Source organism: Paenibacillus sp. FSL H7-0331 (genome assembly GCF_001956045.1).
On record NZ_MRTH01000030.1, the window covers coordinates 17,305 to 43,160 of the forward strand.

Genomic DNA, 25,856 nt, shown 5'->3' on the forward strand with positions numbered 1-25,856 from the left:
TCTGCTGGAATAGAAGGATCATCACTCTTTATATTTTCCCGGAGTAACTCCCTCATACTTTTTAAAACTGCGTATCAACGCATTGCTGTTTAAATACCCTACTTTGACAGCGGCGTCGGAGATATTGAGTTTTTCTTCCCTTAATAATACTTTCGCTTTTTCCAGCCTTACCTTATTGATATAATCCGGCAAGGTTTCTCCGGTTTGTTCTTTGAAGAGCTTGGACATATAGCTTGGAGTAATTCCCAGATTTTCTGCAATCATTGCTATATTTAAGGTAACTTCTCCATAACGGCTGTTAACAAACTCGATGATACTCCTGCTCAATTCGTAAGAACGATTACCGGTTTTTGACTGTATGTGTTTACATACTGATGATAATGTATTAGTAATTTCCGCCTGCAGTTCAGCTACGGTTTCACATTCAAACAATTTTTCCACCGGCTCAGCAGCAGATATTTCTTTTACTGTTTTTACGACTGTACTTGCTAGGTCAAACATAAAATACCTTGTCATTTCAGCAGTGGGAGTGCCGTCAATAAAGTTGGAGCGAATAATGTCATCAAGTAATTGTTTTCCTTTTTCAAACTCTCCGGATTTGATGCAATTCACTAGTTTTTGCTCTTTTTCAAGAGGGTAGAAATAATCTCTGACATTATATTTCAGACTTTGGAAGCTGATGATCTTTCCGTTACCGGCAATCAATTTGTATTCCAGGGCTTCTACGGCTTCCTGATATGCTTCCTGCATGCCATGGATACCCGTGTGGGCATCGCTGATGGAAACTGTAAGGATCATATTGTAATATTTTCCAAAAAAACTTTGCAGCTCTTCTGTAATGTTTACCAATTCCTGCACATGATCTACCGCTTCAGGATCCTGCAGGTTCACTAGGAATACTATTTTCTCATCAATCTCTGTAACAAAATTCTTATACCTTTGTCCCAAGAGCTCCTCAAAAACATTGGTGATCACAAAGCTGGGGAGCTTTGACTTCGCTTCAAAATCATCTCCAATCCCTAAGGAAATAAGCTTGCCCTTATCTTCTATGGATAGGAGCACTACTATAAAATCACCGGATATAAACTGCATGTCAAGAGCGTAAAATGCATTGTGATGCACAGATATATTGCCAAACTTCCCTTTTAAAAGCTTTTGCAGAAAATCCGCTCTCACAACACTGCTTTGCTGTATAAGTTTCAGGTTTATTTTTTCCTTTTCTTGAAGAGCATCCTGGATGGCCTCATAAATAAACTGATATTCATTACTGGATCTGTCATAAGGGTTCTTTATTTTCCCATTTTGGACGATACGGATGAGATTACGAACCGGATTATAATTACGCCATGTAAGTAAAACCGATACTGCTCCTCCAAAAATTAAACATAGTATAATGCTTGCAATCATTAATTTTTCTGTAAACTCACTTTTTTCCATCACAATCTCTCGCCGAACAATGGAAACATACTTTAGCTTGGATACATCGGATTTCGTATAGGATATGATTAATGAATCCTTTCCTTGTCCTTTCACCAGCATATTATCGCTACGCTTAAGCTCATCCACCTGTAAGATATCCGATAAATGAAAAGAAGCAGTCGACGCAAGAATGTTGTTATCCTGGTCTAAAATAAAGATACTTCCATACTGCGCCGATTGTATATTTTGAATCATTTCAGTAAATCGTTCTTTATTTAACAGGATGACGATTGTGGCAAGAGACTTCTCCCAATTTGATATTGGGATTGAACGCATGTAAGCGAGCGCTCCGGAATCCTCATTTGGGTTTGTCTTATTGCCTATTGAGATATATCTGCCGCTGTACGCATTTTGAAGAGTATCTATCCATTGTTCATACCTTAGGTCATTATTGACAAGATTAGAGTACATATAATTACTCCTTGAAGCTGTTGTTGAAGAAATCACAGCATCCAAGTTTTTAAAGTACACATAAAAATTATCTATGTAGCCATTCGTTATATTCATCCTTTTGAAATCTTTTACTATCTGAGAAACTTCATACTGTTTGTTATTCCAGTTCGTTTCCTGCGAAGTGGCCAGCAATTGAATATCCGGGTTAAAGGCAATATCAAAACTTAAGCGCTCGGCATCCTTTAAGATGTTGTCCATATTCAGCTGAACTAGTTTCAGCATAGCAAGATTTGCCCTGTTTGTTTCTTGCTCAATAGTCTTTACAGTAACAAAATAAACGATTCCAGTGAAAATGATAGGAATTAACAGAATCAATATATAAGATAAAATTTGGGTGAAAATGATACTATTTCTAGTGTTCAAAACTCTCTTTACGTTCATGAGATCCCCCTCATTATTATGATTAGTGAGTTCGGGTAACAAAATTTCGCACGGAGGAGGGTACCCGGATCTTCAGCCGCATTCGAAGGTTCGTCTCCACGCTCCGCTAGAAGGGACGGTCTTGGAGAGCCTACGTTCCTAAATATTATACTACAATACACTACAAATGAAATTCCACAATTTCCCTGAAGGCTTTATAAGACCATCTATGTCCTACAACTTGGAGCATGCCCGTCCTGTGCTGCCGGACCGGCGGCACTCCTGCAGTGCCGCGGGAAGCAGTCATCGTCAGGCGTTGCACCGTTTTTTGTTTTTGATGATGATTTGCTCATATTTGATATTGGTTTTGGGTATTTTGAATACGCATTCTATTGGTTTGAGATTGATTTATTGCGGATAGAAATACTACACTGGCTCTAGCAATTGTTGATGTTTGTGACAATGGCGGAGCCATACCACGTTTCCCGGAAGCTTCAGAAAATATGGAAAAGGAGGATTTGCTGGAATTTTATTAGGATTTAAAATAAATCATGAAATGGAGTAGTGACACATGGATAAAAGTAAGAAAACGTTGTTTGTGTCCCTTTTATTGGTTTTATCCTTGCTGTTCAGTTTGATGCCTGCAGCTTCATTCGCTGCCACCCAGTCTATGGTACCTGTGTATCTCTTATCTGACAATTTTGAAAACGCTTCAACAGCAAATTGGGCTGTTGAGGGCGGAACCTGGGGGACCTATTTGAATGCAGGAAACGGGGCTTACAGGCAAAGCAGTCTGTCAGGCTCTGCTCAAAGCGTAGTAGGAGAACCCTCTTGGACAAACTATTCATTTAGTGCCGATGTAAATGTAGAGGCATTGGACAGCTATACAACCAATTCGGTACATCTCATGGCAAGGTTTATCGATCATGATAACTATTATGAGCTCGCATATACTTCTTCTGACCAAACATTCGCTCTGAGAAAGAAAGAAGCCGGTACATGGATCGTGCTGCAATCCATATCCAATCCACTGATATATGATACAGAGTATAATCTGAAAATCCATGTTAACGGCAGTACGATAGAAGGATTCGTAAACGGTGAACGAAAGCTTTCCGTGTCCGATGAATCCTTTACAACGGGCAAAGTCGGATTTGCTACATTCAATCAATCTGCAAAGTTTGATAACGCTGTTGTAGCCCCCCCTTCAATTCCGGTATACGAAGCTGAAGACGCTGAATTGGTTAATGCGAAGGTCGATAGCAACAAGAACAATGGAGATTTTCAAGGCAGCGGATTTGTAGATTTCCATGCCAAGCCCGGCGGTTCTATAACATGGACAGTGAATGTACCTGTCGCAGGAACCTACTTATTAGAAATCAGATACTCCAACGACAAAAATACTAAGAGCGAGAGACCTCTTATAGTGGAAGTTAATGGTATCCCGGACATAGACCCTCTTCCCTTCCCTGCAACCGCTAATTGGAAAACGTGGAAAAGGGTTCATAGAACGGCTACTCTTCAGGCCGGCAATAATACCATAAAACTGACGACCACCGTCAATGAAGGCCCTAATCTTGATAATTTGAGACTTTATCAAGGTACAGATGCTATGAGGGCAACGGCTGTAACCATTGATTATTCCGAAGACTGGGGAGAAGCCTCTCAATTGGCAAGCGGTTTCCTGCATGGGATTGGGAAGATTGATCCGGCCCAGAAGTTAATTGATCCGTTAGCCGTGAGGACGGTCAGGGGTGCTACCTACCATGAGCGGCTGCCGAGCCTGTTTGACCCTGCTACCTATAACCGTGTCAAGGCTACTGGAGCAAAAATCATGATCAATGCGTATCATGGTTTTCAATTTGATGACGGTAAAACAAAGTGGCCCGGAAGACCCGTAAATGACAGACCTTTCACGACCTATGAGGAATGGGAAGACTATGTACGGAAGCTTCTGGATGAAGCTAAAGAAAAGAATTATGATATACATTCATGGATCACATGGAATGAGCCTAATATTCAATGGAAAGACCGTATGGAGTACTACAATGAGACACACAAAAGGGCTTATAACGTCATCAAGAATTGGGACCCACATAACAAAGTTCAGGCGCCGGAATATCTTGGATATAATTTCCAGGGTCTGAAGGAATTCCTACTATATTGCAAAGAGAATAATGCCTTGCCGGATATATTGAGCTGGCACGAATTGTCCGGTGCTCCGTTAGACATTGAAGGACATACACTGGAGATAAAGAATTGGATGCTTGAAAACGGGATCACTCCAATGCCATTGGCAATTACCGAATATCAAGGGCCATGGGAGCTTAGTGACATCAACCAGGGTTATGATCCCGGATTGTCAGTCAACTACATCGCCAGGCTGGAGAGATCAGAGCAGAACGGTCTGCTTTATGCCCTGAAGGGAAATACTCAATGGCAAGGTGATAATCCTGACTTCAGAGCAGGTTTGGACGAATTGGCGGATTCCGCCACACTGTCCGAGCCTACAAGCCGCTGGTATCTGTATTACTGGTATGGCCATGCTACGGGCAGAAAGGTAAAAACCATCCAGAACAAAGAACAGGTGGAGGCCTTCGCGACCAGCGACAGCGAAGCGAAACGATCCATTATCCTTCTGGGAAATCCCGATAATACGATTCGTTACGATACACCGTTAAACCTGAAGGATATCCCGGCTTACCTGCGGAATGCCGGAAAGGTTCATATCAGAGTTGAATCTGTAGAGAATACAAAAACAAAAAATGGTAAAGAACAGCAGGGAACAAAAATTGAACTGGAAGGCAATTATGCAGTTACCGATAATGCCCTAACTATCGCTTTACCAACGATGGGAACCGATACGGCATATATCGTGAAAGTAACTCCCGGTACTACCTATGAGTACCAGGCGGAATCCCTTTCCCAAACGAATTCGGGAGCCAACTACCGTACAGTTTCAGAAACTCCGGCATCAGGAGGATCTGCAGCGGTATATGAAGCCAATGCTGTAGGCGACTGGGTAAAGTACACAATCCATGTACCGTCGGCAGGAACATATAACTTAAAGGCATTGCTCAAAAAGGACGATGACAAAGGTATATCTCAGCTTTATGTGAATGGAGCGGCAACGGGCAATACAGTCGATGAATACGGACCATTCCTCTACACGGATGTAGATTATGGAGACGTGACTTTCTCTCAAGCAGGCGACCAAACGCTGGATTTCAGGATCACGGGTAAAGATGATTTGAGCTCAAGCTATAGCCTTGCATTTGATAAGTTTACATTAACCCTGATAGCGCCTTTTTCGGGTTCTCCCACCCACACAGTGACAGGAGCCGTATACGCTAAAGACTCAACCATTCCGATTGACGAGGCCCGGGTAACCATTGGAGGAAGCACTTATTATACGAATGGACAAGGAAAATTCGCTGCAAGCCTGGCGAACGGTTCATACGACTTAACCGTCCAAAAAGCCGTCTATAAGCCGTACACAACGACCGTTGATGTGAACGGACATGGTGTGGATTTGGGCATCATCGAACTCACTCCGGAGACTGTATCCCCTACGGCATATCAAATCTCTGAAACGATCGGGGGACTGACTGCCTCCAGTGTTGTAGCGGTTAGTATTCTAGACAGCACCCATACGGTAACTTTGAAGGCACCCGTTGTCCCATCTACCTCGGTGAAAGCCGAGAGACTATATGATTCCAGGGAGGATTGCGCATGATCAGGAAAAGATTCAGGCATCTGCTGCTTTATCTCGCAGTGCTGCTGATGCTGCCGCAATGGTCTGGAGCAGCTGCGGCTGCAGAGCCGACGCCAGATACGACAGATTCGATATCAGCTTCGACAACGGGGGGATCAGAAGTGTCCAATTTCTACAATACTATCCTTCAGAACGGTGCCGATCCTTATGCTTACAAGCACACGGACGGCTATTACTACTACACCCATACAACCGGCGGGAATGTCACACTCTGGAGATCGAAGACGCTCACCGGTATTGATGCAGGCGATAAGGTAGTTGTCTGGAGAGCGGTTCCGGGTACCATGTACAGTTCCAATGTGTGGGCACCGGAAATTCACTATCTCCAAGATGCAGATGGCCAGTACAAATGGTATATTTACTTCTCACCCGACAACGGAGAAGGAAAGAATCACCGCATGTACGTGCTGGAGAACACCAATGCTGATCCGATGAGCGGAGAATGGAAATTTATAGGGAAGATTACCGATTCCACCGACCGCTGGGCGATCGACGGCACGGTGCTGACGGTACATGATCAACAATATTTCATCTGGTCTGGCTGGGCAAGTGATCAGTCGGGGCAAGGCCAGAACTTATACATTGCCAAAATGAGCGATCCCAAAACCATCAGCTCGGAACGGCTGCAGCTTTCAACGCCTGAGTATGCTTGGGAGAATACCCCGGGCAAGATCAATGAGGGTCCCCAAATCACGATAAAGGGCGATACCATCAACCTGGTCTACTCCGCAAACGGTAGCTGGACAGACTACTATTGCCTCGGACTGATCACGGCCAAGATTGGCACTGACTTGATGGATCTCAACTCTTGGACGAAACGGGACAAGCCAATCTTCTCCAGCGCCAACGGCGTTGTCGGCCCGGGTCATCACAGCCTCACCACTTCTCCCGACGGCACTGAGGACTGGATTGTCTACCACGGCGCCCGCTGGGATGGCGCAGGCTGGAACCGCAGTATCCGCACACAGAAGTTCACTTGGAACGAGGATGGAACACCGAGCCTGGGAGAGCCCGTCGAGCCGAATAAACCGATTGCCATCCCTTCAGGTGAGCCGGTGCGAAAGCGCTATGAGGCGGAAGCCGCCCTCTTGGTGAAAGACCCCAGTGGCAGAAGCGGCCCCGCTGTCCGGCCGGAGATCACCGCTTCCGGCGGAATGAAGATCGTCAACATCTCGAACACCAATGATTATGCCCAGTTTACAGTCGACGTGCCGGGGACGGGGTTTTATATGCTGTCTGTGCGCAATGCCAACGGCTCATTGAGCGGTACAGCGGCAACCCAGATATTGTCGGTCAACGGGAGCTCCGGCATCAAATTGAACATCATCCATTCCGGCTGGAATCGTTGGGGAATCTCCACAGCGAAAGTCCTCCTCAAGCAAGGCGACAATACCGTCCGCTTCTCGGCAGACACCAACCTTGCCGAAATTGACAGTATGGATGTATTCGGGCTTGATACCGCGCCGACAATTTTATTCGAATCTCCAGGGTATACGCTGGGGTTGGATGAAAGTCGCAGTTTGCCTGTGTATACGGTAACAGGCACTACCTATTCCCCTGTGGAGAGCGGAGTATCCTTCTCTTCTTCCAATACAGCGGTCGTTGCTATTGATGGGGATATGGTCAAGGGGGTCGGGGCGGGCAGCGCCACGATCACCGCAACATATGATGGGAAAACGGCCACGACCGCGGTTACTGTTGCCGCTGAACCCAGATCTATGCAGTCCATTGCCATTAGCGGATTGAACAACGTCCTGACCAGCGGGCAGACAGGGCAGCTGCGGGTAGCAGCAAGCTACAACACCTATGAAGCTCGGGATGTGACGGCTGGCGTTGGCACCACGTACTCCAGCAGTAACCCCGACGTAGCTAAAGTTTCGGTCACCGGTCATGTATATGACACTGAACCGGGGTATACGGTGATTCAAGCCACATACGGCGGCAAGGAAGCGCGCTTTAACTTGATGATAACTCCTGATCCGTCTCTGCTACCGCAGATTCTTACTCCAATCAAGACTCCCTCCGGAGTGACACCCAGACTGCCCGCCGCTGTGGAGGTCATCTACAAGGGAGTGAAGGGCACTGCCACGGTTAATTGGAAATTGGATGGAATGAACTTCAGCTCACTGGGCACTGTGCTGGTGCCTGCCATACTGACACTGAATGGGGAGAAGATTCCTACTGCCGTTTCCGTGGAGGTTGTCCTGGGATCGGGGCTTGATGAAATCGTGAATCAAGTTAAGAGCAGGATAGACAATTCCTCATACCCTCTGGACAAAGGTTTGGGAAGCTATAGTCAAGCGGCGTATAACGCCCTCCTGGCTCAGTTGAACCATGCGGAGGAACTATCCGCAGACGCCAACCTGACAGAAGAGCAGCTTAACCAGGCACAGAGCGCCCTTGCTCAAGCGGAAGCAGATCTGTTAGGTTCGTTCAACGGTACACAGAATGGCGTGTTCTATAACGCTTACCGGGATTTCTCCGACGATAAGACGGGCAAGTACCCGTTCGGGATTACGATCGAAGCCCTGACCAAAGGCTCTACCGCCACTGTGCAGGAAGAGAACGGGAATAAATTTCTGCGGCTGGCCACACCCGCTACTACGGAACCCAAGGCAAACCTGTTCCTGCCGTTTGCAGGCGAGGCGAAGGCTGAAGCGGATCAGCGCATCGTTATCGAATACCGCGCCAGATTAAACGCCGGAACCGGGTACTTCAATGGCGCCATGGTGAGAAATGACAGCGGTACGAGCAATTATTCCGTGGTCACGGCGTTTGATAAGGGTACCATTTTAGTGCAGAAGGGGCCTACTAATAAGGTTCCAGTCCAACCCGCTTCACTGAATACATGGTATAAAATCAAGATGGTGGTCAACTGGGGGGCCAAGACCTATACCGTCTATATTGATGATGTTGAGGTGGCCACTGACTATAACTTCCGCCATACAGGCGGCACCAAGCTGATTGGCCAGGTGTTGGGCGTCGACAAATTCGCCAATGCCTCCATCGACTTCGATGATTTCAAAGTTATGGTTGCGGGAGGAGCGAAGGTTGCGCCCGAAAAACTTGGACCTATCAATGAAACAGGGGTTAACGCCAATGATGGACGCATTACCGGCGTCAACGCATCCATGGAATGGTCCGCCGACAATGGGAGCGCCTGGTCGAGTGTAACAGGTGATACCATCCCGAATCTATCGCCCGGGACTTATTGGATTCGATACCGTGAGACCGATACCCATAAAGCCAGTCCCCATGTGGAGTTGACTATTGTGGCCTACAAGTAACCGAAAGCTGTCACCAGCGTAAGCCTGAATCAGACCAGTGCCCTACTGTATACCAACTCTGGGAGTTTAACAGTCCAGCTTACTGCAAAAGTGGAGCCCGCTAACGCGGATAACAAGGCTGTGACATGGAGCTCGTCCAACCCTGCTGTAGCTACTGTGGATGAGGACGGTCTGGTGACGGTCCATACCGCCGGCACAGCTGTGATTAAGGTGGCCACTGAAGACGGCGGCTTCTCTGATACTTGCACAGTGACCGTAAATGTTTATGTACATGACGACATCGACGAAGACAACCAGATTGGCGGCAGCAATGCCTCCGTTCCAACCGCTTCTCCCGGGCCAAAGTATCCGCCATACTCGCGCGCTTTATAGCTTGGTGCAACAACTAAGGGTTTGATCAGATAGAAAGAGAAAAACTCCTACCGGAGGATATCATCGAGTTCCGTCATCGATTTTGCAACGATTTTTGTTTTTTGATGATGATTTTCCCATATTTAATATTGACTTTGGGGATTTTGAATACGCATTCTGTTGGATGGAGATTGATTTACGGTTGATAGAAATACTACACTTGCCCTAGCAATAACATGAAACTTAAGGGGAGAAAAAAATGTTAAGTAAAAAGGGTTTTACCAAGATTACTACCGGTTCCTTCTTGATAGCACTTTTGTCATCTGCGGTGATGACAGGATGTGGAGAGGAAAAAGGGGCTGAACCAACTAATTCGACTCCGACGGATACCGCAATAAAATTACCTTTTGAGAAACCGGTAAAATTCCGCGTCTGGGAGCCCCTGCCGAGCACTGCTCTTGCTGTTATGAAGAATTATGCCGAGTCAGAACTGAATAAAGAGCTGCAGAAGAGACTGAATGTTACGCTTGAGTATATTCATCCTACAGAAGGCTCGGCGAAGGAGCAGTTTAATCTTATGCTTGCGTCCGGCGACATACCCGATTTTATTGTGGGCACCTTTGGAGACTATCCGGGAGGAAGTGTAAAAGCCTTTGAAGATGGAATACTGGTTGACATAAAGAAAGAAATCCCCAAGTATGCACCGGATCTTGCCAAAATCTATGAAGCCTATCCTGATTTATTAATGGATGTAGAAACAGAGGATGGAAAGCAGTTTTACTTCCCTTTCCTCAAAGGTCACGAGAGTGTATACACTTACTTTGGAGGCTATTTGCGTAAGGACTGGTTGGACGATCTGGGACTACAAGTGCCGGAAACTATTGACGAATTGTATACGGTATTGAAAGCCTTCAAAGAAAAGAAGGGTGCAACGGTACCTTTTACCGGAAATGTCGGAAATATTAAAGGAATCTACTTTACCGGAGCATGGGGGATTAACCAGGATCACTTCATTGAGAATGGTAAGGTCGTATACGGAGCTATTGACCCAAGGTTTAAAGAATATGCCAAGACCATGGTGAAATGGTATAAGGAGGGTATCTTAGACCCCGAATTGGCTACGAATAATTCCAAAACCATCGATGCCAAAATTACCGGAAATCAAGCCGGCGCAACCGTGGGAAACACCGGTTCAGGTCTTGGCAAATACTTGCCGCTGATGAAGAACAAGGGCTCCAAATTTGACTTGGTCGCCATGCCGTATCTCGTCCTTAACAAGGGCGACTCCAATCCCTTTATGGCGAAGGATGGACCTACCACTGGCGGTGGCGCCTGGAACGTTACCAGCGCAGCTAAGAAGAATCTGAAGGAAGCGCTCGCATTCCTGAATTATGGCTATACGAAGGAAGGCTCCATGCTCTATAACTTCGGTATAGAGGGCGTGAGCTATAAGATGGAAAACGGATATCCCAAATATACGGAGCTGGTTACGAATAATCCCAACGGACAGCCTATCGCAACCATGGGACAGTTTTACGCCCGCGCCTTTAAAGACGGACCCTTTGTACAGGATCGAAGGTATTTTGAGCAGTACATGGCGTTACCCCAGCAACAAGAGTCACTAAAAACCTGGACAAAATATGCAAAGCAGGTTACTAAAGCTAATAAGAGCTATAGAGGAACATTGACACCGGATGAAGTTTCTCAAACCACTACCCAACAAAATGAAATTAACACGTATAAGGATGAAATGTTCCTGAAGTGGCTTATGGGAAAAGAGGATGTGGATGCTACTTGGGATAAATATGTGGAGCAAATCAAAAAGCTGGGTATTGAGGATATCAACAAAGTTAGACAGGGTGCCTATGATCGGTTCACTAAAAAATTCCCGCAGGCATTAAATCCGCAATCGTTTAATATCAGCGACATCTTTGATAAATAGCATGATTGAAATGGGGGAAGAAATTCCCCCATTTCACAATACAGGGAGGTTCCAATAGTGCCAGGAGTAAAGATGCAGCCGCAACATTTGATATACAAAAAGCCAAGCCTCATTCAGGCAATAAAAAAAGATTATAAAAAAAATAAATGGTTGATATTGATGGCCCTGCCCGTAGTAGCCTGGTATATCTTGTTTCACTACGTTCCAATGTATGGGGTCATCATCGCGTTTAAACAATTTAGCCCCGTAAAAGGAATCTGGGACAGTACTTGGGTAGGACTAAAACATTTTCATGATTTCTTTAACAGTATCTCCGCATGGAGAGTCATCCGAAATACCTTATTAATCAATTTCTATCAGCTTATCTTTGCTTTTCCGGCACCCATTATTCTGGCGTTATTGCTTAATGAAATCAAAAGTAAATATTTTAAAAAGACGATTCAAACCGTTACCTATTTACCACACTTTGTTTCAACGGTGGTTATCTGTGGCATGATTATCGATTTTTTCGCAAAAAATGGCCTGATTAATGATATTATTGCTTATTTTGGAGGCTCCCGAACCATCTTCCTTGTGGAAGCAGGATGGTTTAGGACACTTTATGTAGGTACAGGTATCTGGCAGGGCGTAGGTTGGGGGTCGATTATCTATCTCGCTGCCCTGACCGCTATTGACACAGAGCTATATGAGGCGGTAACCATCGACGGAGCCGGAAGGTGGAAACAGTTTGTTCATATCACTCTACCGGGAATTGCTCCCACAATTGTGATCCTATTAATTATGAATATTGGCCATATGATGAGTGAAGGATATGAAAAAGTCATATTGCTTTATAATCCTAGCACTTATGAAACAGCGGATATCATTTCATCCTTTGTGTACCGGCGTGGATTGGTGGAGGCAAATTACAGCTTCAGTGCAGCAGTGGGACTATTTAACTCTATAGTGAATCTGATTTTAATCGTAACAGCAAACTATGTTAGCCGGAAGGTTAATGAAACCAGTCTTTGGTAAGGAGTGGAAGGTATGGTTGTCAAAAAGACAGTTGGGGATTACATTTTCGATTCGGTGAATATTATTATATTAGCAGCACTGGCTGTGATAACGGCCTATCCGTTTGTTTATGTTATTTTTGCATCTTTGAGCAGTGCAGATGAGCTTACAGCCCATAGCGGCTTACTCCTAAAGCCATTAAATTTGAGCCTAGCGGCTTATAAAGCTGTGTTAAAAAACCCAATCATTTATTCCGGGTATATGAATACGCTCTTTATTGTAGTAGTGGGTACGGCCTACAATATTATTATGACATCCATGGGAGCTTTTGTTCTCTCCAGGAAAGATTTCTTCTGGAGAAAGCCGATTACCATCATGATTGTGTTCACCATGTTTTTCGGTGGCGGGCTGATTCCCAATTTCTTGTTAGTCAAGAATCTCGGTTTAATGGATTCATTATGGGCTTTGATCATTCCCGGAGCAATCGGAACCTGGAATCTGATTATCATGAGAACAGCGTTCCAGGGAATTCCGGACAGTTTGGTAGAATCTGCCCATATAGATGGTGCACATGATTTCATCATACTATTTAAAATCATTTTGCCACTGGCTTTGCCAACCATTGCCGTTATGGTGCTGTATTATGGGGTAGGCCACTGGAATGCGTGGTTTGGCGCCATGATTTACTTAAGAAATAGAGAATTATGGCCGTTGCAGCTGGCGCTGAGAGAAATCCTGATTTCCAACAGTACGGATGAAATGATGTCCGGAACAGTAGCTCAGGACAGAGCAGCAATTGGAGAAACGATAAAATATGCAACAATTATGGTTGCTACACTTCCTATCTTGGCAGCATATCCATTCTTGCAGAAGTATTTTGTGAAGGGAGTAATGGTCGGAGCGCTCAAAGGTTAAACTTGACAATTATAGCGAACCCGAACAGCAAAAGCCCTTTTCGCGTTTGTCGTGGGAAGGGCTTTTGCTGCCGGGCACCTGTGTGAAGGACGATGACTCCACTACAACCCCGTATATTTAGTCGGGGAGATCTCCTCTATTTTCTTAAAGTACTTACTGAAATAAAACATGTCGCCAAAACCAACTAATCTTGCAGTATCGTTATGGAGCAGCCGATTTCCAGAAATTCTTTTGCGCGGGCGATCCGATATTTGATAATAAACTCAAAGGGAGTTTCTCCTGTTGTTTCCTTGAAAATATGCCCTAGATGGGAGGGGCTGATATGTATACTGTCGGCCAGCTCATTTAGGGTTAACTTTCGGGTATAGTTTGCTGCAATATAATAAGCCCTCTTTATAAGTGCTTGTAATGATATAGGACGTTAGGCAAAGCTACCCACCCATTCTTTTTCCAATACTGAATTGCAGTTGTATTCTCAAGGTATGCGAACAACATAGCGTGACCAAAACCCTCTTGTTTGAGTAAAAAAAGACTTCGCTGAACTATTTCGGGTTTTGGTGCAACAATTGCAACTGATCAAAGATATTCGCGATTTTGGTTTTGTTATGCTGTCAAACCAAACAATTTATTGATAAATTTAACTGTAGAAAGGACAGACGAATGATAGCAATCGATCTGTCCTTTCTTTATCATATGCATGACTTCGATTCCGGCAATTGTTTTCTCTGCAGTACTGAATGATTTGAATCCAAGCATGGGTTTAATGACTTTCTTTATAAATCGATGCTCTTGTTTAGATATTTCTGTTGTCGGAGTAATGTTTCTTCATTCATTTTCAATAAACTCAATCTTATTAAAATCGACCACACATTCTAATTCTGTTTGTGCTATTACATTAGATGCAAACAATTGATTATATGGTGTATCTGTAAAATCCATTCTACTGTCTCTTTTCCTCCAGTGTTCATACACCTGCTGAGTAATTTCAAATGGGAGTTGGGGCTTTATACTACGCTTACTATGTACAACGATTAGTTTATCTCCATCTCTAGCAATAACTACATTATCTTATATACCAGTTGTAAGTGATTCTCTTTATTTATCTGAAATACGCTCATACGTTCCCCTCCATATGATTATTATATGATAATAGAAGGAAGGCATCAATGGATATTTAGTATCATTTACGAAATCTTAACCTGTGCAAAATCAATTTTGAATTCCAGAATAACCTGGAAAGTAGTTGAGCAGTATGTTTCATATTCATCAACAATTCAAATCCCCTTTCGACTTTGACAACGCTAAGTTCCTTGCCTTACCTGTTGCCATTTATCACGAGAATGAGATCATAGACATTAGTGGTATCATTCAGAGGCAAACGTATGACTGTGTATTAATTAATGGAGAATATTATTTGAAAGATAGATTCCAATTTAAAGTTAGAAAATTAACGGTATTAAGATAAATAAGAAAACCCTGACTGATTCTCTACTTGCCTTAAAGCTATCCAGCTCAAAGCAGTTGGCTTAACATCGAAGAGTCCAATCCTATCTTGCTCTGGCTTATCACCACTTTCGATTATATTAGCATCGACTAGATAATGCTTCTTCAGCCCATGGACTGCCATGATATAATCCTCCCAACCGATAGTTTGGTAGAGCCGTTGAAGCTTCTCTCTTCTAAGAGTGGTCTCGGTAGTCACGATGGACAGGATAGCATGATGTTCGATTTTAATTTCGTCAGTCTCCTTGAATTCAAGTTAGAGATGAAAAAATCTCTACTATTATCATTATATGGAGATAGATAAACGCAATATCCCCTACTCCCCACTCACCTTCTCAACCCACTTTCACATGCAGCCTTAATCATAATTGTCACAGTACTATTTACTCACGACCAACCGCCTGCCCACTGTTGCTTCTTACCATCAAGTTGGTCGTAAGACCATTCATCTAACAATTTCTCTGAAATCATGATTGATTTATCCAGACCACAACTACCTTCAAGAGCCGCAAATATGATGTAACCATGAGATTCTATGAGTTTGGACCCGAAATAGACAAACGAATCCGTACCTATTTGAAACCCTCAAACGATTCATGGCGCACTGACGAAACCTATATCAAAGTCAAAGGACAATGGAAGTATTTATATCGGGCAGTTGATTCGATGGGAAAAACGATTGATTTCATGATATCTGAAAACCGTGATATGCCAGCTGCTAAGCGCTTCTTTACAAAGGCTTTGTCCTCTCCACATCATCAAAACCCACGTGTGATCACTTTGGATAAAAACCCGGCATATCCACCAGCCATACAAGAATTAATCAATGAAAATGCGTTAACAAAAGAAACCTTGATTAGACAGACCAAGTATTTAAACATTCTTGCACCATAATCGAAATGTGCTTGCCTGCATCGGTAAAAGTAAGATGTATCGATTAATTTCAAAAGTAGTGTTAGCCTCATACTCGTGGATTAGCCCGTTCCGTGAGCGGCACACCATTCCGCTGCGCTCTGCTCGCTAGCCCGATATACGGCTATGCGAATTTCCCATTCTTGTCTAACTTCTGACTGTGACATAAAAAAATCCTCCTCGCTTCATTCTGAGGAAGATTATCTCATAGGCAAAATTGGGATAACAGGTGGGTAGTATTTTACGCTTACCTCTAATCAAATTCCGTACAGGTTTAACAGCTTGATTGCAAAGGAGAGTAGTTCAATATAGAGGTAGGGAGCGTAATCGTTTTATGCTCCCTTTCCACCGGTGACGACTTAAGGAATAGAGATTTATACAAGCAAGTCCCCGTCTTTCATGATAGTGCAGTCGTCAATTACTACTGTTACCGTTTTCATAACCAAATCCATATGCAATGGTGAATCTACATGACCGCCAAAAGTTAAATTTTTTCCTATACCAATGTGGATATTTCCAAAGGACCCTTCATCCGGTGCCATATGGCCGCATAGAAAGTTCTCCTTATTTAACCCAAGACCAAGTTCTGCAATATTATACACCGTTGGATCGTTGAAGTCAGCCAGCATTTTCCGTAAAATGTCTGCCTCACGTCCCCCTGTAATTTCCGTAATATAACCATTCTTCACAGTACATGTAATCGGTTCCTCAATTAAGTTCAATAAAGGATGAGGAATGCTTCCGTCAAATACTATTACACCGTTCGCAGTCCCTTCAACTGGTCCAAGCGCTACTTCAGAATTTGGTGGAAATGAAGCGGAACCAGGCACTGTGGAAGTTCCATAATCGAAAACAGGTTCACGACCTTCTATACTGCAAACCATATTCGTTCCTCCGGGAGTGGTAAGTGTAAACCTTTTCCCTTGATAATATTTAGAAACTCGATCGATGACTTGTTTCACTTCGTCAAAATCTGCTGTTAAACCGCCTTTCTCAAACATATGGAGAGCATAGTCTTGAAGTCCAACCCAGCGTAATCTTCCATTTTTACTTGTTTCCAAACGTGCTTTTGAATGGAACATGGACATCGTAGTCGCACCAAAGGCTACATCGCATTGATTTAATGCGGCTTTCACCGTTTCTGGCGGTTCTGCGCCGTGGCCTTCTCTTGGTGACATAACGATCATCGTAGTATCAAAAAGCTCTTTTGCATATTTGTAAACGAATTCACCAATTTCCCTTTTATTATCATCCGTGATGATTAGTACCTTTTCTCCTTCCTTTAAATGTGTAATACTCGTAAATAATTGTTTAATCCCTAGTGGCATATCTTTTGGCATTTCTTTCATAAATCCTTTCCCCTCTCTATTGATAATACTTCTACTACAATCTCAACTTCTACTGGTGTTCCGCCTGGCAAAGAAGCAGCCCCGACTGCAATCCTGCTGTGTTTTCCCGCTTCGCCAAACACTTCATTTGCTAAGGCAGAGACTTCATTCATCACTTCCGGCTGTTCAATAAAATCTGATGTGCTGGCTACATAACCTTTTATATTTACAATTTTCTTAATGCAATCAAGACTTCCCATCATGTTTCGTACGGTTGCTAAACAATTGACGAAAGCGATTTTGGCGGCATCTTGCGCTTGATCCATAGTAATGGTATCGCCTACAATTCCCTTATACTTCAAGATGCCATCTACCTTAGCAGCATTTCCAGATACAAAAATCAAATTGCCAGTTTTAACTCCCGCTTCAAATATACGCTTATTGACTAGAGTCGGAAGCTTATACCCTGATTTTTCCAAACTTTCTTCGTAGCTCATATTCACACCCCTCCTTCTGTTTTTATCATACTCCGAATCATCCCATAACCACCAATACTTATTTATGCAAGAATCTATAGCTTGAAGCTATGTTTATTGATACAATAACGAGAAGGAGGCAGACGATCATGAACCTAAATAGTCTCTATTATTTTAAGGTAATGGCGGAATTTCAGAATTATACGCAAGCAGCTCAGTTTCTTTGTATTACGCAGCCAAGTTTAAGCCGTGCCATGGCATTGCTGCAAAAAGATCTTGGGGTTCCGTTGTTTGAAAAAGACGGACGTAACGTTCGATTAACGAAATATGGAAGACTATTAAATTCCAATGTTTCGAAAGGATTCCAAGAAATTGAACTGGGTTATAGCTTACTGAATCAATTCAGTAAAAAGGATTCCGGCATCATTGACTTTAGCTTCTTATTTGTTCTCGGCTATCATTTTGTACCCACACTCATTAAAAACTTTCAAACTGAACACAAAAATATTACAATTAATTTCCATCAATGCAATACCGTGACGAGTATCATGAAAATTAAAGACGGTTCGGTAGATCTTGGCTTATGTACCTACATGACTAATGAACCCAATATAGAATTCACTCCGATTTTAAAACAAAAGTTAGTTTGCATCACGTCTGAAAATCATCCACTCGCAAATCATGCTTCATTATCTTTGGAACAATTACTACCCTATCCGATGATAAGCTACACTGAAACAGCAGGCGAAATTCAAAGTTTTATTGATCGACTCTTTTCGAGCTGTTCCCAAAATCCTACTTACTTTTGTACGATGGCGGAGGAAATCACGATGGCTGGGCTGGTTTCCAGTAATCATAACAATTGTATTGCCATCGTTCCTGATTTGGATGTCTTAGAAAATTTCTCAATAAAGAAAATTCCCATTAATCATCCAAAGGCATATAGAAACATTTATCTGGCTACTTCAAAAATTCACCCTAGGATTCCATGTGTTGAAGTTTATTATAATTTCATAATGAAGTATGCCAATTATTCACAATAGCCTCTCCAAGTTGAATGGGGTTAGTGGAAGAAATGAGGGGAATACGAGCTGGAAAACATGGTATTGAAAACCATATTCAAAAATGTGCAGACCGAACCAAATATAGAAACACCTCATTTTTTTAGGCAACTATGAATTGCTCTATCTTTGTCCTCACCGTTTTCCAATCATTTGTTAGATGCACATACCAAGCGTCCATGTGCTGGCCTATCATCGTGGCATAGATGCGGATGTACCACATCATGGTAGAACGATGCCGATCGGATTCGAGACGGTAGTCCACCTTCTCTCGCTTGTTGGAACGTTCTTTCCCTTTCTTGGGTTTGGACTTACGTTTCCTTCACTGGGAGCGAAGATTGGTCATGATGAAGAGAAGGAGAGAACTGAACATGGAGGCGGGATCGTGAATAAGTCGGTGTGAGAGAGCCATCTGGTTAATCAGTGAGCTATATTTACACGAACTTCTTTCTCAAGCTGACGTTCAGAACGAATGCCAAATAGATAGCCAATCAGCATCATTTTAAAGAGACGAATGGGGTCAGTGGAGGGTCGGCCGTTATCCTCGCTGTAAAAAGGCTTCACTTTTTCAAGTATGAAAGAAAAGTCATTATATTTTTGGATGATTCTTAGCAGGTGGTCTTTTGGGACAAGTTCTTCGATACCAGCCAATTCATATGCTTTTGAACATCTTTTTCGGAGCGTAACATAAGATCACCACCCAGATTTATTAGCTATATTAACGCGGTGATTTGTTAAAGCTATTTTACTTAAAAAAGCCTGTTGACCTTTATCAACAGACTATCAGGATACCCTGTTTTATGGGTATCCTGATTTATTTACTTTCCGATAGAGACCGCAACCGTCTGAGCGATGGGAATAGATACATCCACAGGCCAGCAACTGCTACGGTTCCAAGGCCTCCGATGAAGGCGGCGGGAACAGCTCCAACAAACCCGGCCAGCATGCCCGACTCGAACTCCCCTAGTTGATTGGAAGTCCCGATAAAAAGCGAGTTCACAGCGTTTACTCGGCCCCGCATATCATCTGGAGTTTGCAACTGTACAAGTGTAGTCCTAATCACGACGCTGACCACGTCTGAAGCTCCGACGAGAAACAAGGCAAACAACGAGACAAACAGGTTTGTTGAAAGGGCAAATATCATAGTAGTGATTCCAAAAACAGCGAGTGCCCCGAACAGCGTAGGTCCAAAGGCTTTTTTAAGCGGAAAATAGGCGAAAATAATCGACATTAATAGTGCACCAACCGCCGGGGCCGTCCGCATCAGTCCCAATCCCCACGGACCTGTATGCAGAATATCCTGAGCAAATATCGGTAAAAGCGCTGTCGCACCGCCAAGGAGGACAGCGAAGAGATCAAGCGATATGGTCCCCAAAATCACTTTATTGCGATAGACGAATACCATGCCTGAGAAGAGGGAGCGCAAGGATACGGGTTCCAACCTTCGAATGCTTTGCTCCATACGGATCAAAAAAGTGAGTATTGCAGCGACTAGCAGCGCTATGGTTGCTGTACTATATACGAAGCCGACTCCTAGTGAGAAGAGCAAACCACCAAGAGAAGGACCTATGATTTGGGCTGTTTGCCCGGCAGAGGTGCTCCATGATATGGCTTGCTGAAGGATTGCCTTAGGCACCAACTGTGGTAACAGCGCAGAATACGATGGGCCTTCGAAGGCACGGCAAGCGCCGAGAATAGCTGCGGCCAGCAAAATTTGTTCACGGCCAAGCCAGCCCGCAATATTTCCTAATAGCAGAAGTGCAGCGACTACGCCTTCAAGGATTTGACACAAGAACACAATTCTTCGGCGGTCAAAGCGGTCCGCGACATGACCGACAACTAAAGTAAGCAGCACCATTGGGGTAAACTGCGCTAGGCCTACGAGACCTAGACTGAAAGCGTCATGAGTTAAGTCGTACATCTGCCATCCGATCGCAACCGAGAGCATCTGGAAGGATGATGAGGATAAAATTCCCGAGGACCAAAATTTCGCGAAAGACGGCTGCCTTAGTATGGAATCCGTTGATTGAAGCAAAATACAGCTCACGCCCTTTTTAAAGGATTAGTGACTACACCTCCGATAGCTTACCGGCTTCCTAATAAAATGATGAGTGGTTTGATAACCGAGTTTTGATGCAATCTCGTAAATTTTTAATCTTGTAGTTGTCCAGTAAAAATGACACACTTTGCATTCTTAGTCTGAGCATAGTATTTTCTAAATAACTCATAGCAAGAAAAATTCTCTTGCAGTTGGATTTTAAATCCAATATTGGTAATCATAAAGTAAGAAATATCATAATCTTGGAATGTTCCATTAAGTGGGCAAGTCCTGCCCCTTATTAATGACGATCATATGTCTTCGGGCTCGTCTTTCGTTCATCCACATGGCCAAAACTTGCTCGACTATTGCCTAGACTGTAAACTTTCGCCGTTCAACGTGTTGCCGCCATGCTCTACATACGTGACCAACATTTTAAAAACATCATCTTTGCGCTCCGGCGTAAAAAGAGATGTCCCGAGGATAATTTGCTAATTTGCGAGCAACCTAGCTCAAGGTCCGGAATCGATATTCGATTTCATATGGATCAACTATATTTTTCTGCATAGTGAACCCCTCCACAGAACCGGTTCTAAGATAATTGCTCCATAGGTGAAATATCCTGTCCATTAGGGAAAGGTACTGTCTTTTTTAATTTCATTCAGATTTCTCCTCCATCATTTCCTTGTACCTTCCAGGTGTGATGCCTTCGTATTTCCTAAATATTCGGATGAATGTATTCAGTTCATTGAAACCTGCACAACGGGATACATCCGCCAAGCTTTTGGTACGGTCGGCAATCAAATGCTTGGCCCGCTCCACCCGCGCTTTGTTGATGAAATTGAGCAGCCCTTCTCCCGTATGATCCTTAAAAAGTTTGGATAAATAAGCGGGTTTCATATCGAAGTGATTACCGATCATCGAAATATTCAATCTAGGGTCATGAAAATTCTCATTAATAAAAGCGGTAACACGATCCATTAGCTTTTTCAACGATTGCTGTCGCGACTGCTGAATGCTTTGTTGGCTTTTGGCAGATGTATACTCACATACGTTCATGAGCAACTCTGTCAGCTGCTGCTGCATATCCTGAATCGTTTCGCAGGATGTAAGCCGCTCGATTTGCTTCGGATTTTGGAATAAAAAGTTCTCCTGCCCAGCTCCGATTTCACTTATAGTTTTCAGCATCGTGCTGACCAAATCCAACATCAGACAACGGGCGACGGCGACCGAGATGGGCGTGCGATTCAGGTTTCGGCGAATAATCTCGTCAAGTGTCTCACGGGACCTGACAAAATCGCCTGCTTTTACATAATTAATCAGTTGCTGTTCCACCTGAAGCGGGAAATAATAAGCATTTTCAGCATCCTCCAGGTCGGCCTTATGAAGTTCCGCATATGACAAAATTTCTTTGCTGCCCATGACCAGCTTATATTCCATGGCATCGAGCGCTTCCACATACGCTTTGGAGATTCCGTTGATTCCGCTATGAATCGAACTCAAGGAGAGCGTCAGATGAATATGGTAGTGTGTGTTTAAGAACGTTTGAGCTTCCCTTGCTATCCGCAACAGATCCTCCTTAAGCTCTTCCGCGTCCTTATGGCTGAAATTAGTCAGACAGACCAGTGCCTGATCCACCTCCGTCACATAGCCGTGATGGTGCTGATCGGCAAGCTCTTCCACCACATTGCCGACAATAAACTGCAGCAGCTTCAGCTTCTCGCTTTCATCGATTCCTTCAATACGGTCGTGGAAAGGAGCGCTTGCTTCCACATAAAGCAACATGACGGCAAAATTGTCCGACAGCAGCGTGATATTAAAGGTGGTCATGGATTCGTCGACTGGAAGCCGGCCATCAACCCGTCCTTTCAGGAGGCGGACGATAAAGTTCGAGCGCAGAATCTGATGCTGACTTTTCATTTGATCCATCATTTGTTTCATTTCATTCAGCGTACTGCCGATCGCTTGTTCAATAAAATGAAATTCGTTATGTTCCCCGCCGTAACTCATATTCGCTTTTCCGGAAAAGGCTTGAACCAAGCGCCGAACGGGAGTGTAATTTTTTTGTAAAAAGATGTAGGTCAGTAAACCGCCACCCAACAAGCTGATCAGAATGCTTACATAAGTAAGGCGCCGCACATGTTCCGCTTTTTGCCAATACAAGCTGCTGGGAATCATAGAGACATACTTAAGACCGGAACGGTCCGACTGGATCGATTGAACCTCATACCTTTCTCCGCCCTTCTTGTAGTAAAAGAAGTTGGAGCCGCTCGCCAATTGCTCATAAGGGAAGTCGGAGGGAAGGCCCTCCGCGGAATTGGAAATCAGTACCTCGTTGTCCCGGTTTACAATTAGGACGCGGCCTTTATTGAATAGCTCTACGTTCTGAATCGCTCCTAAAATCCGGGATTGATCGATCATGATGACATTAGTTGCCAACGGCGCATCTTTATCCGAGCGGAAGGTGCTGATGTAGGCAGCAGTTTTGATAATCTTGCCATTTACATCAATTCTCATCATAGGCAGAAAGCCTTTAAAATCCTTATGTCTCACGATAGACCTCCATTGCTCGTAAGAAAAGAATGGATTGGAATGCTGTGTCTGATAGGTATAGGATGCGCTTCGTATGAAACCTGGCAGAACCACCGTATTCGTATCCGCCATGTACATGTAGAAAAGATCAACAAATAAGTACGTACTATTATATAGATTAAAGTTCTCGCTCACCCGATAAAGATCATACGTATAGTCGTTAGGAAAAGAAGTGTATTTGTTCGAGTACAGAAGTTCCTGCACCTGTAAATTCCAGGTCATCTCAAAATTTAAGCGCTCCATTGATTGAAAGTAGTTATCCATGATCTCGCGGACCTGCTTCAATAAAGAGTTGTTCGCTTTATGAATTTCACTCTCCAGCGTCGTTTTGGAGTTGATATACACGAAGATACTGATCATGACAGGCAGAAGAAGAATGGCCATGTAAGAAAAAAACCATGTCAATACAATGCTGCGACGGTTGATCGATATGATGCGCTTGATCAGTAAAATCGCCTCCTATCTGATATCTATTTTATATTTTCTTTAAGGAGAAGTATAATTATAATTCGGAATTACAGATCCCTGTTGTCACTGATTTTATCCCTTTAATGCACCGACCATAACGCCCTTTACGAAATATTTTTGAACCAACGGATAGACGCACAGAATCGGTACCGCAGCGACCATAATGGTTGCGTACTTGATCGTTTCCCCAATTTGGTACTGGTCGGCTGCAGCGGCTCCTGCGGCCATGCTATCCGTCGAATTCGCTATCAGAATTTCGCGTAGTATGAGCTGCAGGGGAAATAGGTTGTGATCCTTGAGAAATAACGAAGAATAAAACCACCCGTTCCATTTATCGACAGCATAGTACAGAATCATAACCGCGATCACCGGCATAGAAAGAGGGAGGATGATCTTGAACAAAATAGTGAAGTGATTAGCTCCATCTATTTTGGCTGATTCTTCGAGGCTCTCCGGCACCCCCATAAAGGCGGTCCGCATAATGATTAAATTAAACGTACTGATGGCAAACGGAAAGATGGTAGCCCACAACGAATCAATCAGACCGACGTTTTTGACAACCAGATAAAAAGGAATGAGGCCGCCTTGGAAAAACATCGTGAACACTATGATCAAAATAAACGCTTTGTTCCACATCACGTTGCTCCGAGACAGCACGTAAGCGCCCAACGAGGTCATCAAGACATTCATAGTCACACCAAACGCTAGGATAAAAAGAGTGTTGCGATAGCCCGTCAAAATAGCCGGATTGGCTAACACGTTCTTGTATGCTTGGATACTGAAGCCGAGCGATTTAAACAAAAGCCCTTTATGGCTGATCAGCTGGTTCGGATCGCTGAAGGAAGCGAACGCCACATACAGCAGCGGATACAGCGTGACCATCACTAAGAGAAGCAGAAACGTGTGGGTCCCCGCGTCAAACAACTTGTCGGAAACACTTGTGTATTTCTTCATTTTCGATATCCCCTTCACCATAAGCTACTTTTGTTGACTTTGCGGCTGATATAATTTGCGGAAAATAACAGAATCAAGTTAATGACCGAATTGAAAAGACCTACAGCTGTACTATAGCTCCAGCCGAACTCCAGAAGACCCTTTCGATAAACGAAGGAGGAAATAACATCGGCGGTATCGTAAGTGACCGGGTTATAGAGAAGAAGGATTTTTTCAAAACCGACATTCAGCATGTTTCCCATCCGCAAAATAAACATAATAGCGATGGTGGGCATAATACCGGGCAGGGTGATGTGGAGAATCTGCTTCCAACGGCTGGCTCCATCCATATGGGCTGCTTCGTACTGCTCTTGATCGATCCCTGTAAGTGCGGCAATATAGATGATGGACTCCCAACCGATTTTTTGCCAAATTTCAGAAATTACATAGATTGAACGGAACATCTCCGGCTTTTGCAGCATCGCCTGGCCGTCATAGCCGAAATACATGAACAGCTTATTTATAATCCCGTCGCTGTTGGTAAAATCGTTGATCATCCCACAGATGACGATGAGCGATATGAAATAAGGCATGTACGTCACCGATTGTACGAAGCGCTTAAATATATGGTGCCGGACTTCATTAATGAGGATCGCCAAAATGATAGGTGCAGGAAATTCAAAGCACAACGTATACAAGCTGATTACGACTGTATTTTTCAAAATACGCCAAAAGTAATAGCTGCTGAAAAAGTCCTTAAAATGGGAAAGCCCGACCCATTCACTGCCCGTGATTCCTTTCATAGGTGTGTAGTCCTTAAAGGCAATGATGGCTCCATACATGGGTGCGTAATGAAAAATAGCATAATAAACAATCACGGGAACCATCATCAAGTATAAATATTTATTGCGCGCAAAGTCTTTGGCGAGATTTTCCATAAAGTTAGCTCTCTGTCCTTTCTTTGTTGGCGTCATTTGATTTTGTTGGCAA

General features: G+C 43.7%; 17 protein-coding genes and 5 pseudogenes. 11 read left to right on the forward strand and 11 right to left on the reverse strand.

Translation table 11 applies throughout. The annotated features are described in order from the left end of the window. Positions 1 to 21: 21 nt before the first annotated feature. Positions 22 to 2,313, reverse strand: a complete 2,292-nt coding sequence (locus BK127_RS30440; protein ID WP_076235874.1) for a helix-turn-helix domain-containing protein — start codon at positions 2,311 to 2,313, stop codon at positions 22 to 24. 208 nt (positions 2,314 to 2,521) lie between these two features. Here BK127_RS30440 and BK127_RS44010 point away from each other — a divergent pair, with 208 nt between their 5' ends. The 8 genes and pseudogenes from BK127_RS44010 to BK127_RS30470 all read left to right on the forward strand — a co-directional run bounded on the left by BK127_RS44010 (position 2,522) and on the right by BK127_RS30470 (position 13,555). Beyond that, positions 2,522 to 2,713: a hypothetical protein gene (locus BK127_RS44010; protein ID WP_179097656.1), complete on the forward strand. Its 192-nt coding sequence runs from the start codon at positions 2,522 to 2,524 to the stop codon at positions 2,711 to 2,713. A 150-nt stretch (positions 2,714 to 2,863) separates the two neighbouring features. Beyond that, positions 2,864 to 6,028: a carbohydrate-binding protein gene (locus tag BK127_RS30445; protein WP_076235875.1), complete on the forward strand. Its 3,165-nt coding sequence runs from the start codon at positions 2,864 to 2,866 to the stop codon at positions 6,026 to 6,028. Positions 6,029 to 6,168: 140 nt separating this feature from the next. Next, positions 6,169 to 7,005 (forward strand): annotated as a pseudogene (locus BK127_RS45055) (glycoside hydrolase family 43 protein); the annotation flags it as partial. A gap of 291 nt (positions 7,006 to 7,296) precedes the next feature. After that, on the forward strand, positions 7,297 to 9,354 hold the full coding sequence (locus tag BK127_RS45060; protein ID WP_256711524.1) for a carbohydrate-binding protein: 2,058 nt from the start codon (positions 7,297 to 7,299) through the stop codon (positions 9,352 to 9,354). Positions 9,355 to 9,372: 18 nt separating this feature from the next. Beyond that, positions 9,373 to 9,726 (forward strand): annotated as a pseudogene (locus BK127_RS45065) (Ig-like domain-containing protein); the annotation flags it as partial. Positions 9,727 to 9,964: 238 nt separating this feature from the next. Further along, complete coding sequence (locus tag BK127_RS30460) at positions 9,965 to 11,647, forward strand: extracellular solute-binding protein (RefSeq protein WP_076235878.1); 1,683 nt, start codon at positions 9,965 to 9,967, stop codon at positions 11,645 to 11,647. Between the two features lie 72 nt (positions 11,648 to 11,719). Next, positions 11,720 to 12,661 (forward strand): ABC transporter permease, encoded by a 942-nt coding sequence (locus BK127_RS30465; protein WP_076235931.1) that lies wholly within the window; start codon positions 11,720 to 11,722, stop codon positions 12,659 to 12,661. Positions 12,662 to 12,673: 12 nt separating this feature from the next. Then, the gene (locus tag BK127_RS30470) at positions 12,674 to 13,555 is read left to right on the forward strand and encodes a carbohydrate ABC transporter permease (protein ID WP_076235879.1); all 882 of its coding nucleotides are present in this window, start codon (positions 12,674 to 12,676) and stop codon (positions 13,553 to 13,555) included. A 184-nt stretch (positions 13,556 to 13,739) separates the two neighbouring features. On the opposite strand, the gene BK127_RS45800 is transcribed toward BK127_RS30470, so the two are convergent. The 3 genes and pseudogenes from BK127_RS45800 to BK127_RS44015 form a co-directional block, all read right to left on the reverse strand. Continuing rightward, positions 13,740 to 13,970 carry a helix-turn-helix domain-containing protein gene (locus BK127_RS45800; protein ID WP_083689729.1) on the reverse strand — a complete coding sequence of 77 codons (231 nt, stop codon included), beginning with the start codon at positions 13,968 to 13,970 and terminating at the stop codon, positions 13,740 to 13,742. 188 nt (positions 13,971 to 14,158) lie between these two features. Continuing rightward, positions 14,159 to 14,350 (reverse strand): annotated as a pseudogene (locus tag BK127_RS42655) (DDE-type integrase/transposase/recombinase); the annotation flags it as partial. A 661-nt stretch (positions 14,351 to 15,011) separates the two neighbouring features. After that, the gene (locus tag BK127_RS44015) at positions 15,012 to 15,182 is read right to left on the reverse strand and encodes a hypothetical protein (RefSeq protein ID WP_179097657.1); all 171 of its coding nucleotides are present in this window, start codon (positions 15,180 to 15,182) and stop codon (positions 15,012 to 15,014) included. Between the two features lie 410 nt (positions 15,183 to 15,592). Between BK127_RS44015 and BK127_RS30490 the strand changes: the two are divergent. Continuing rightward, positions 15,593 to 15,937 (forward strand): annotated as a pseudogene (locus tag BK127_RS30490) (IS6 family transposase); the annotation flags it as partial. A 407-nt stretch (positions 15,938 to 16,344) separates the two neighbouring features. Here BK127_RS30490 and BK127_RS30495 read toward each other — a convergent pair. Together BK127_RS30495 and BK127_RS30500 are read right to left on the reverse strand one after the other, a co-directional pair. Further along, positions 16,345 to 17,319 (reverse strand): aminopeptidase, encoded by a 975-nt coding sequence (locus BK127_RS30495; protein WP_076235882.1) that lies wholly within the window; start codon positions 17,317 to 17,319, stop codon positions 16,345 to 16,347. Further along, positions 17,316 to 17,795, reverse strand: a complete 480-nt coding sequence (locus BK127_RS30500; protein WP_076235883.1) for a RidA family protein — start codon at positions 17,793 to 17,795, stop codon at positions 17,316 to 17,318. The genes BK127_RS30495 and BK127_RS30500 overlap by 4 nt, the downstream gene beginning before the upstream one ends. Before the next feature lie 128 nt (positions 17,796 to 17,923). Here BK127_RS30500 and BK127_RS30505 point away from each other — a divergent pair, with 128 nt between their 5' ends. After that, positions 17,924 to 18,817, forward strand: a complete 894-nt coding sequence (locus BK127_RS30505; protein ID WP_076235884.1) for a LysR family transcriptional regulator — start codon at positions 17,924 to 17,926, stop codon at positions 18,815 to 18,817. Between the two features lie 199 nt (positions 18,818 to 19,016). Next, positions 19,017 to 19,238 (forward strand): hypothetical protein, encoded by a 222-nt coding sequence (locus tag BK127_RS44020; protein ID WP_179097658.1) that lies wholly within the window; start codon positions 19,017 to 19,019, stop codon positions 19,236 to 19,238. A 20-nt stretch (positions 19,239 to 19,258) separates the two neighbouring features. Here the strand turns inward: BK127_RS44020 and BK127_RS30510 are convergent. The 5 genes and pseudogenes from BK127_RS30510 to BK127_RS30530 form a co-directional block, all read right to left on the reverse strand. After that, positions 19,259 to 19,486, reverse strand: a pseudogene (locus BK127_RS30510) (transposase); the annotation flags it as partial. Positions 19,487 to 19,649: 163 nt separating this feature from the next. Next, a complete protein-coding gene (locus tag BK127_RS30515; RefSeq protein WP_179097659.1) occupies positions 19,650 to 20,882 on the reverse strand; it encodes an MFS transporter in 1,233 nt (410 codons plus the stop codon). A 648-nt stretch (positions 20,883 to 21,530) separates the two neighbouring features. Further along, positions 21,531 to 23,849, reverse strand: coding sequence for a helix-turn-helix domain-containing protein (locus BK127_RS30520; protein ID WP_083689722.1), 2,319 nt, complete (start codon positions 23,847 to 23,849; stop codon positions 21,531 to 21,533). 156 nt (positions 23,850 to 24,005) lie between these two features. After that, complete coding sequence (locus tag BK127_RS30525) at positions 24,006 to 24,887, reverse strand: carbohydrate ABC transporter permease (protein ID WP_076235887.1); 882 nt, start codon at positions 24,885 to 24,887, stop codon at positions 24,006 to 24,008. A 14-nt stretch (positions 24,888 to 24,901) separates the two neighbouring features. Next, positions 24,902 to 25,840, reverse strand: a complete 939-nt coding sequence (locus BK127_RS30530) for an ABC transporter permease (RefSeq protein ID WP_372237386.1) — start codon at positions 25,838 to 25,840, stop codon at positions 24,902 to 24,904. Positions 25,841 to 25,856: the final 16 nt, after the last annotated feature.

Excerpts from the sequence above, each read along its gene's own strand:
- BK127_RS30440 (WP_076235874.1), bottom strand. The coding sequence starts at position 2,313 with ATGAACGTAAAGAGAGTTTTGAACACTAGAAATAGTATCATTTTCACC.
- BK127_RS44010 (WP_179097656.1), top strand. The coding sequence starts at position 2,522 with ATGTCCTACAACTTGGAGCATGCCCGTCCTGTGCTGCCGGACCGGCGG.
- BK127_RS30445 (WP_076235875.1), top strand. The coding sequence starts at position 2,864 with ATGGATAAAAGTAAGAAAACGTTGTTTGTGTCCCTTTTATTGGTTTTA.
- BK127_RS45060 (WP_256711524.1), top strand. The coding sequence starts at position 7,297 with ATGCTGTCTGTGCGCAATGCCAACGGCTCATTGAGCGGTACAGCGGCA.
- BK127_RS30460 (WP_076235878.1), top strand. The coding sequence starts at position 9,965 with ATGTTAAGTAAAAAGGGTTTTACCAAGATTACTACCGGTTCCTTCTTG.
- BK127_RS30465 (WP_076235931.1), top strand. The coding sequence starts at position 11,720 with ATGCAGCCGCAACATTTGATATACAAAAAGCCAAGCCTCATTCAGGCA.
- BK127_RS30470 (WP_076235879.1), top strand. The coding sequence starts at position 12,674 with ATGGTTGTCAAAAAGACAGTTGGGGATTACATTTTCGATTCGGTGAAT.
- BK127_RS44015 (WP_179097657.1), bottom strand. The coding sequence starts at position 15,182 with ATGGCAGTCCATGGGCTGAAGAAGCATTATCTAGTCGATGCTAATATA.
- BK127_RS30495 (WP_076235882.1), bottom strand. The coding sequence starts at position 17,319 with ATGAAAGAAATGCCAAAAGATATGCCACTAGGGATTAAACAATTATTT.
- BK127_RS30500 (WP_076235883.1), bottom strand. The coding sequence starts at position 17,795 with ATGAGCTACGAAGAAAGTTTGGAAAAATCAGGGTATAAGCTTCCGACT.
- BK127_RS30505 (WP_076235884.1), top strand. The coding sequence starts at position 17,924 with ATGAACCTAAATAGTCTCTATTATTTTAAGGTAATGGCGGAATTTCAG.
- BK127_RS30520 (WP_083689722.1), bottom strand. The coding sequence starts at position 23,849 with ATGGCCATTCTTCTTCTGCCTGTCATGATCAGTATCTTCGTGTATATC.
- BK127_RS30525 (WP_076235887.1), bottom strand. The coding sequence starts at position 24,887 with ATGAAGAAATACACAAGTGTTTCCGACAAGTTGTTTGACGCGGGGACC.
- BK127_RS30530 (WP_372237386.1), bottom strand. The coding sequence starts at position 25,840 with ATGACGCCAACAAAGAAAGGACAGAGAGCTAACTTTATGGAAAATCTC.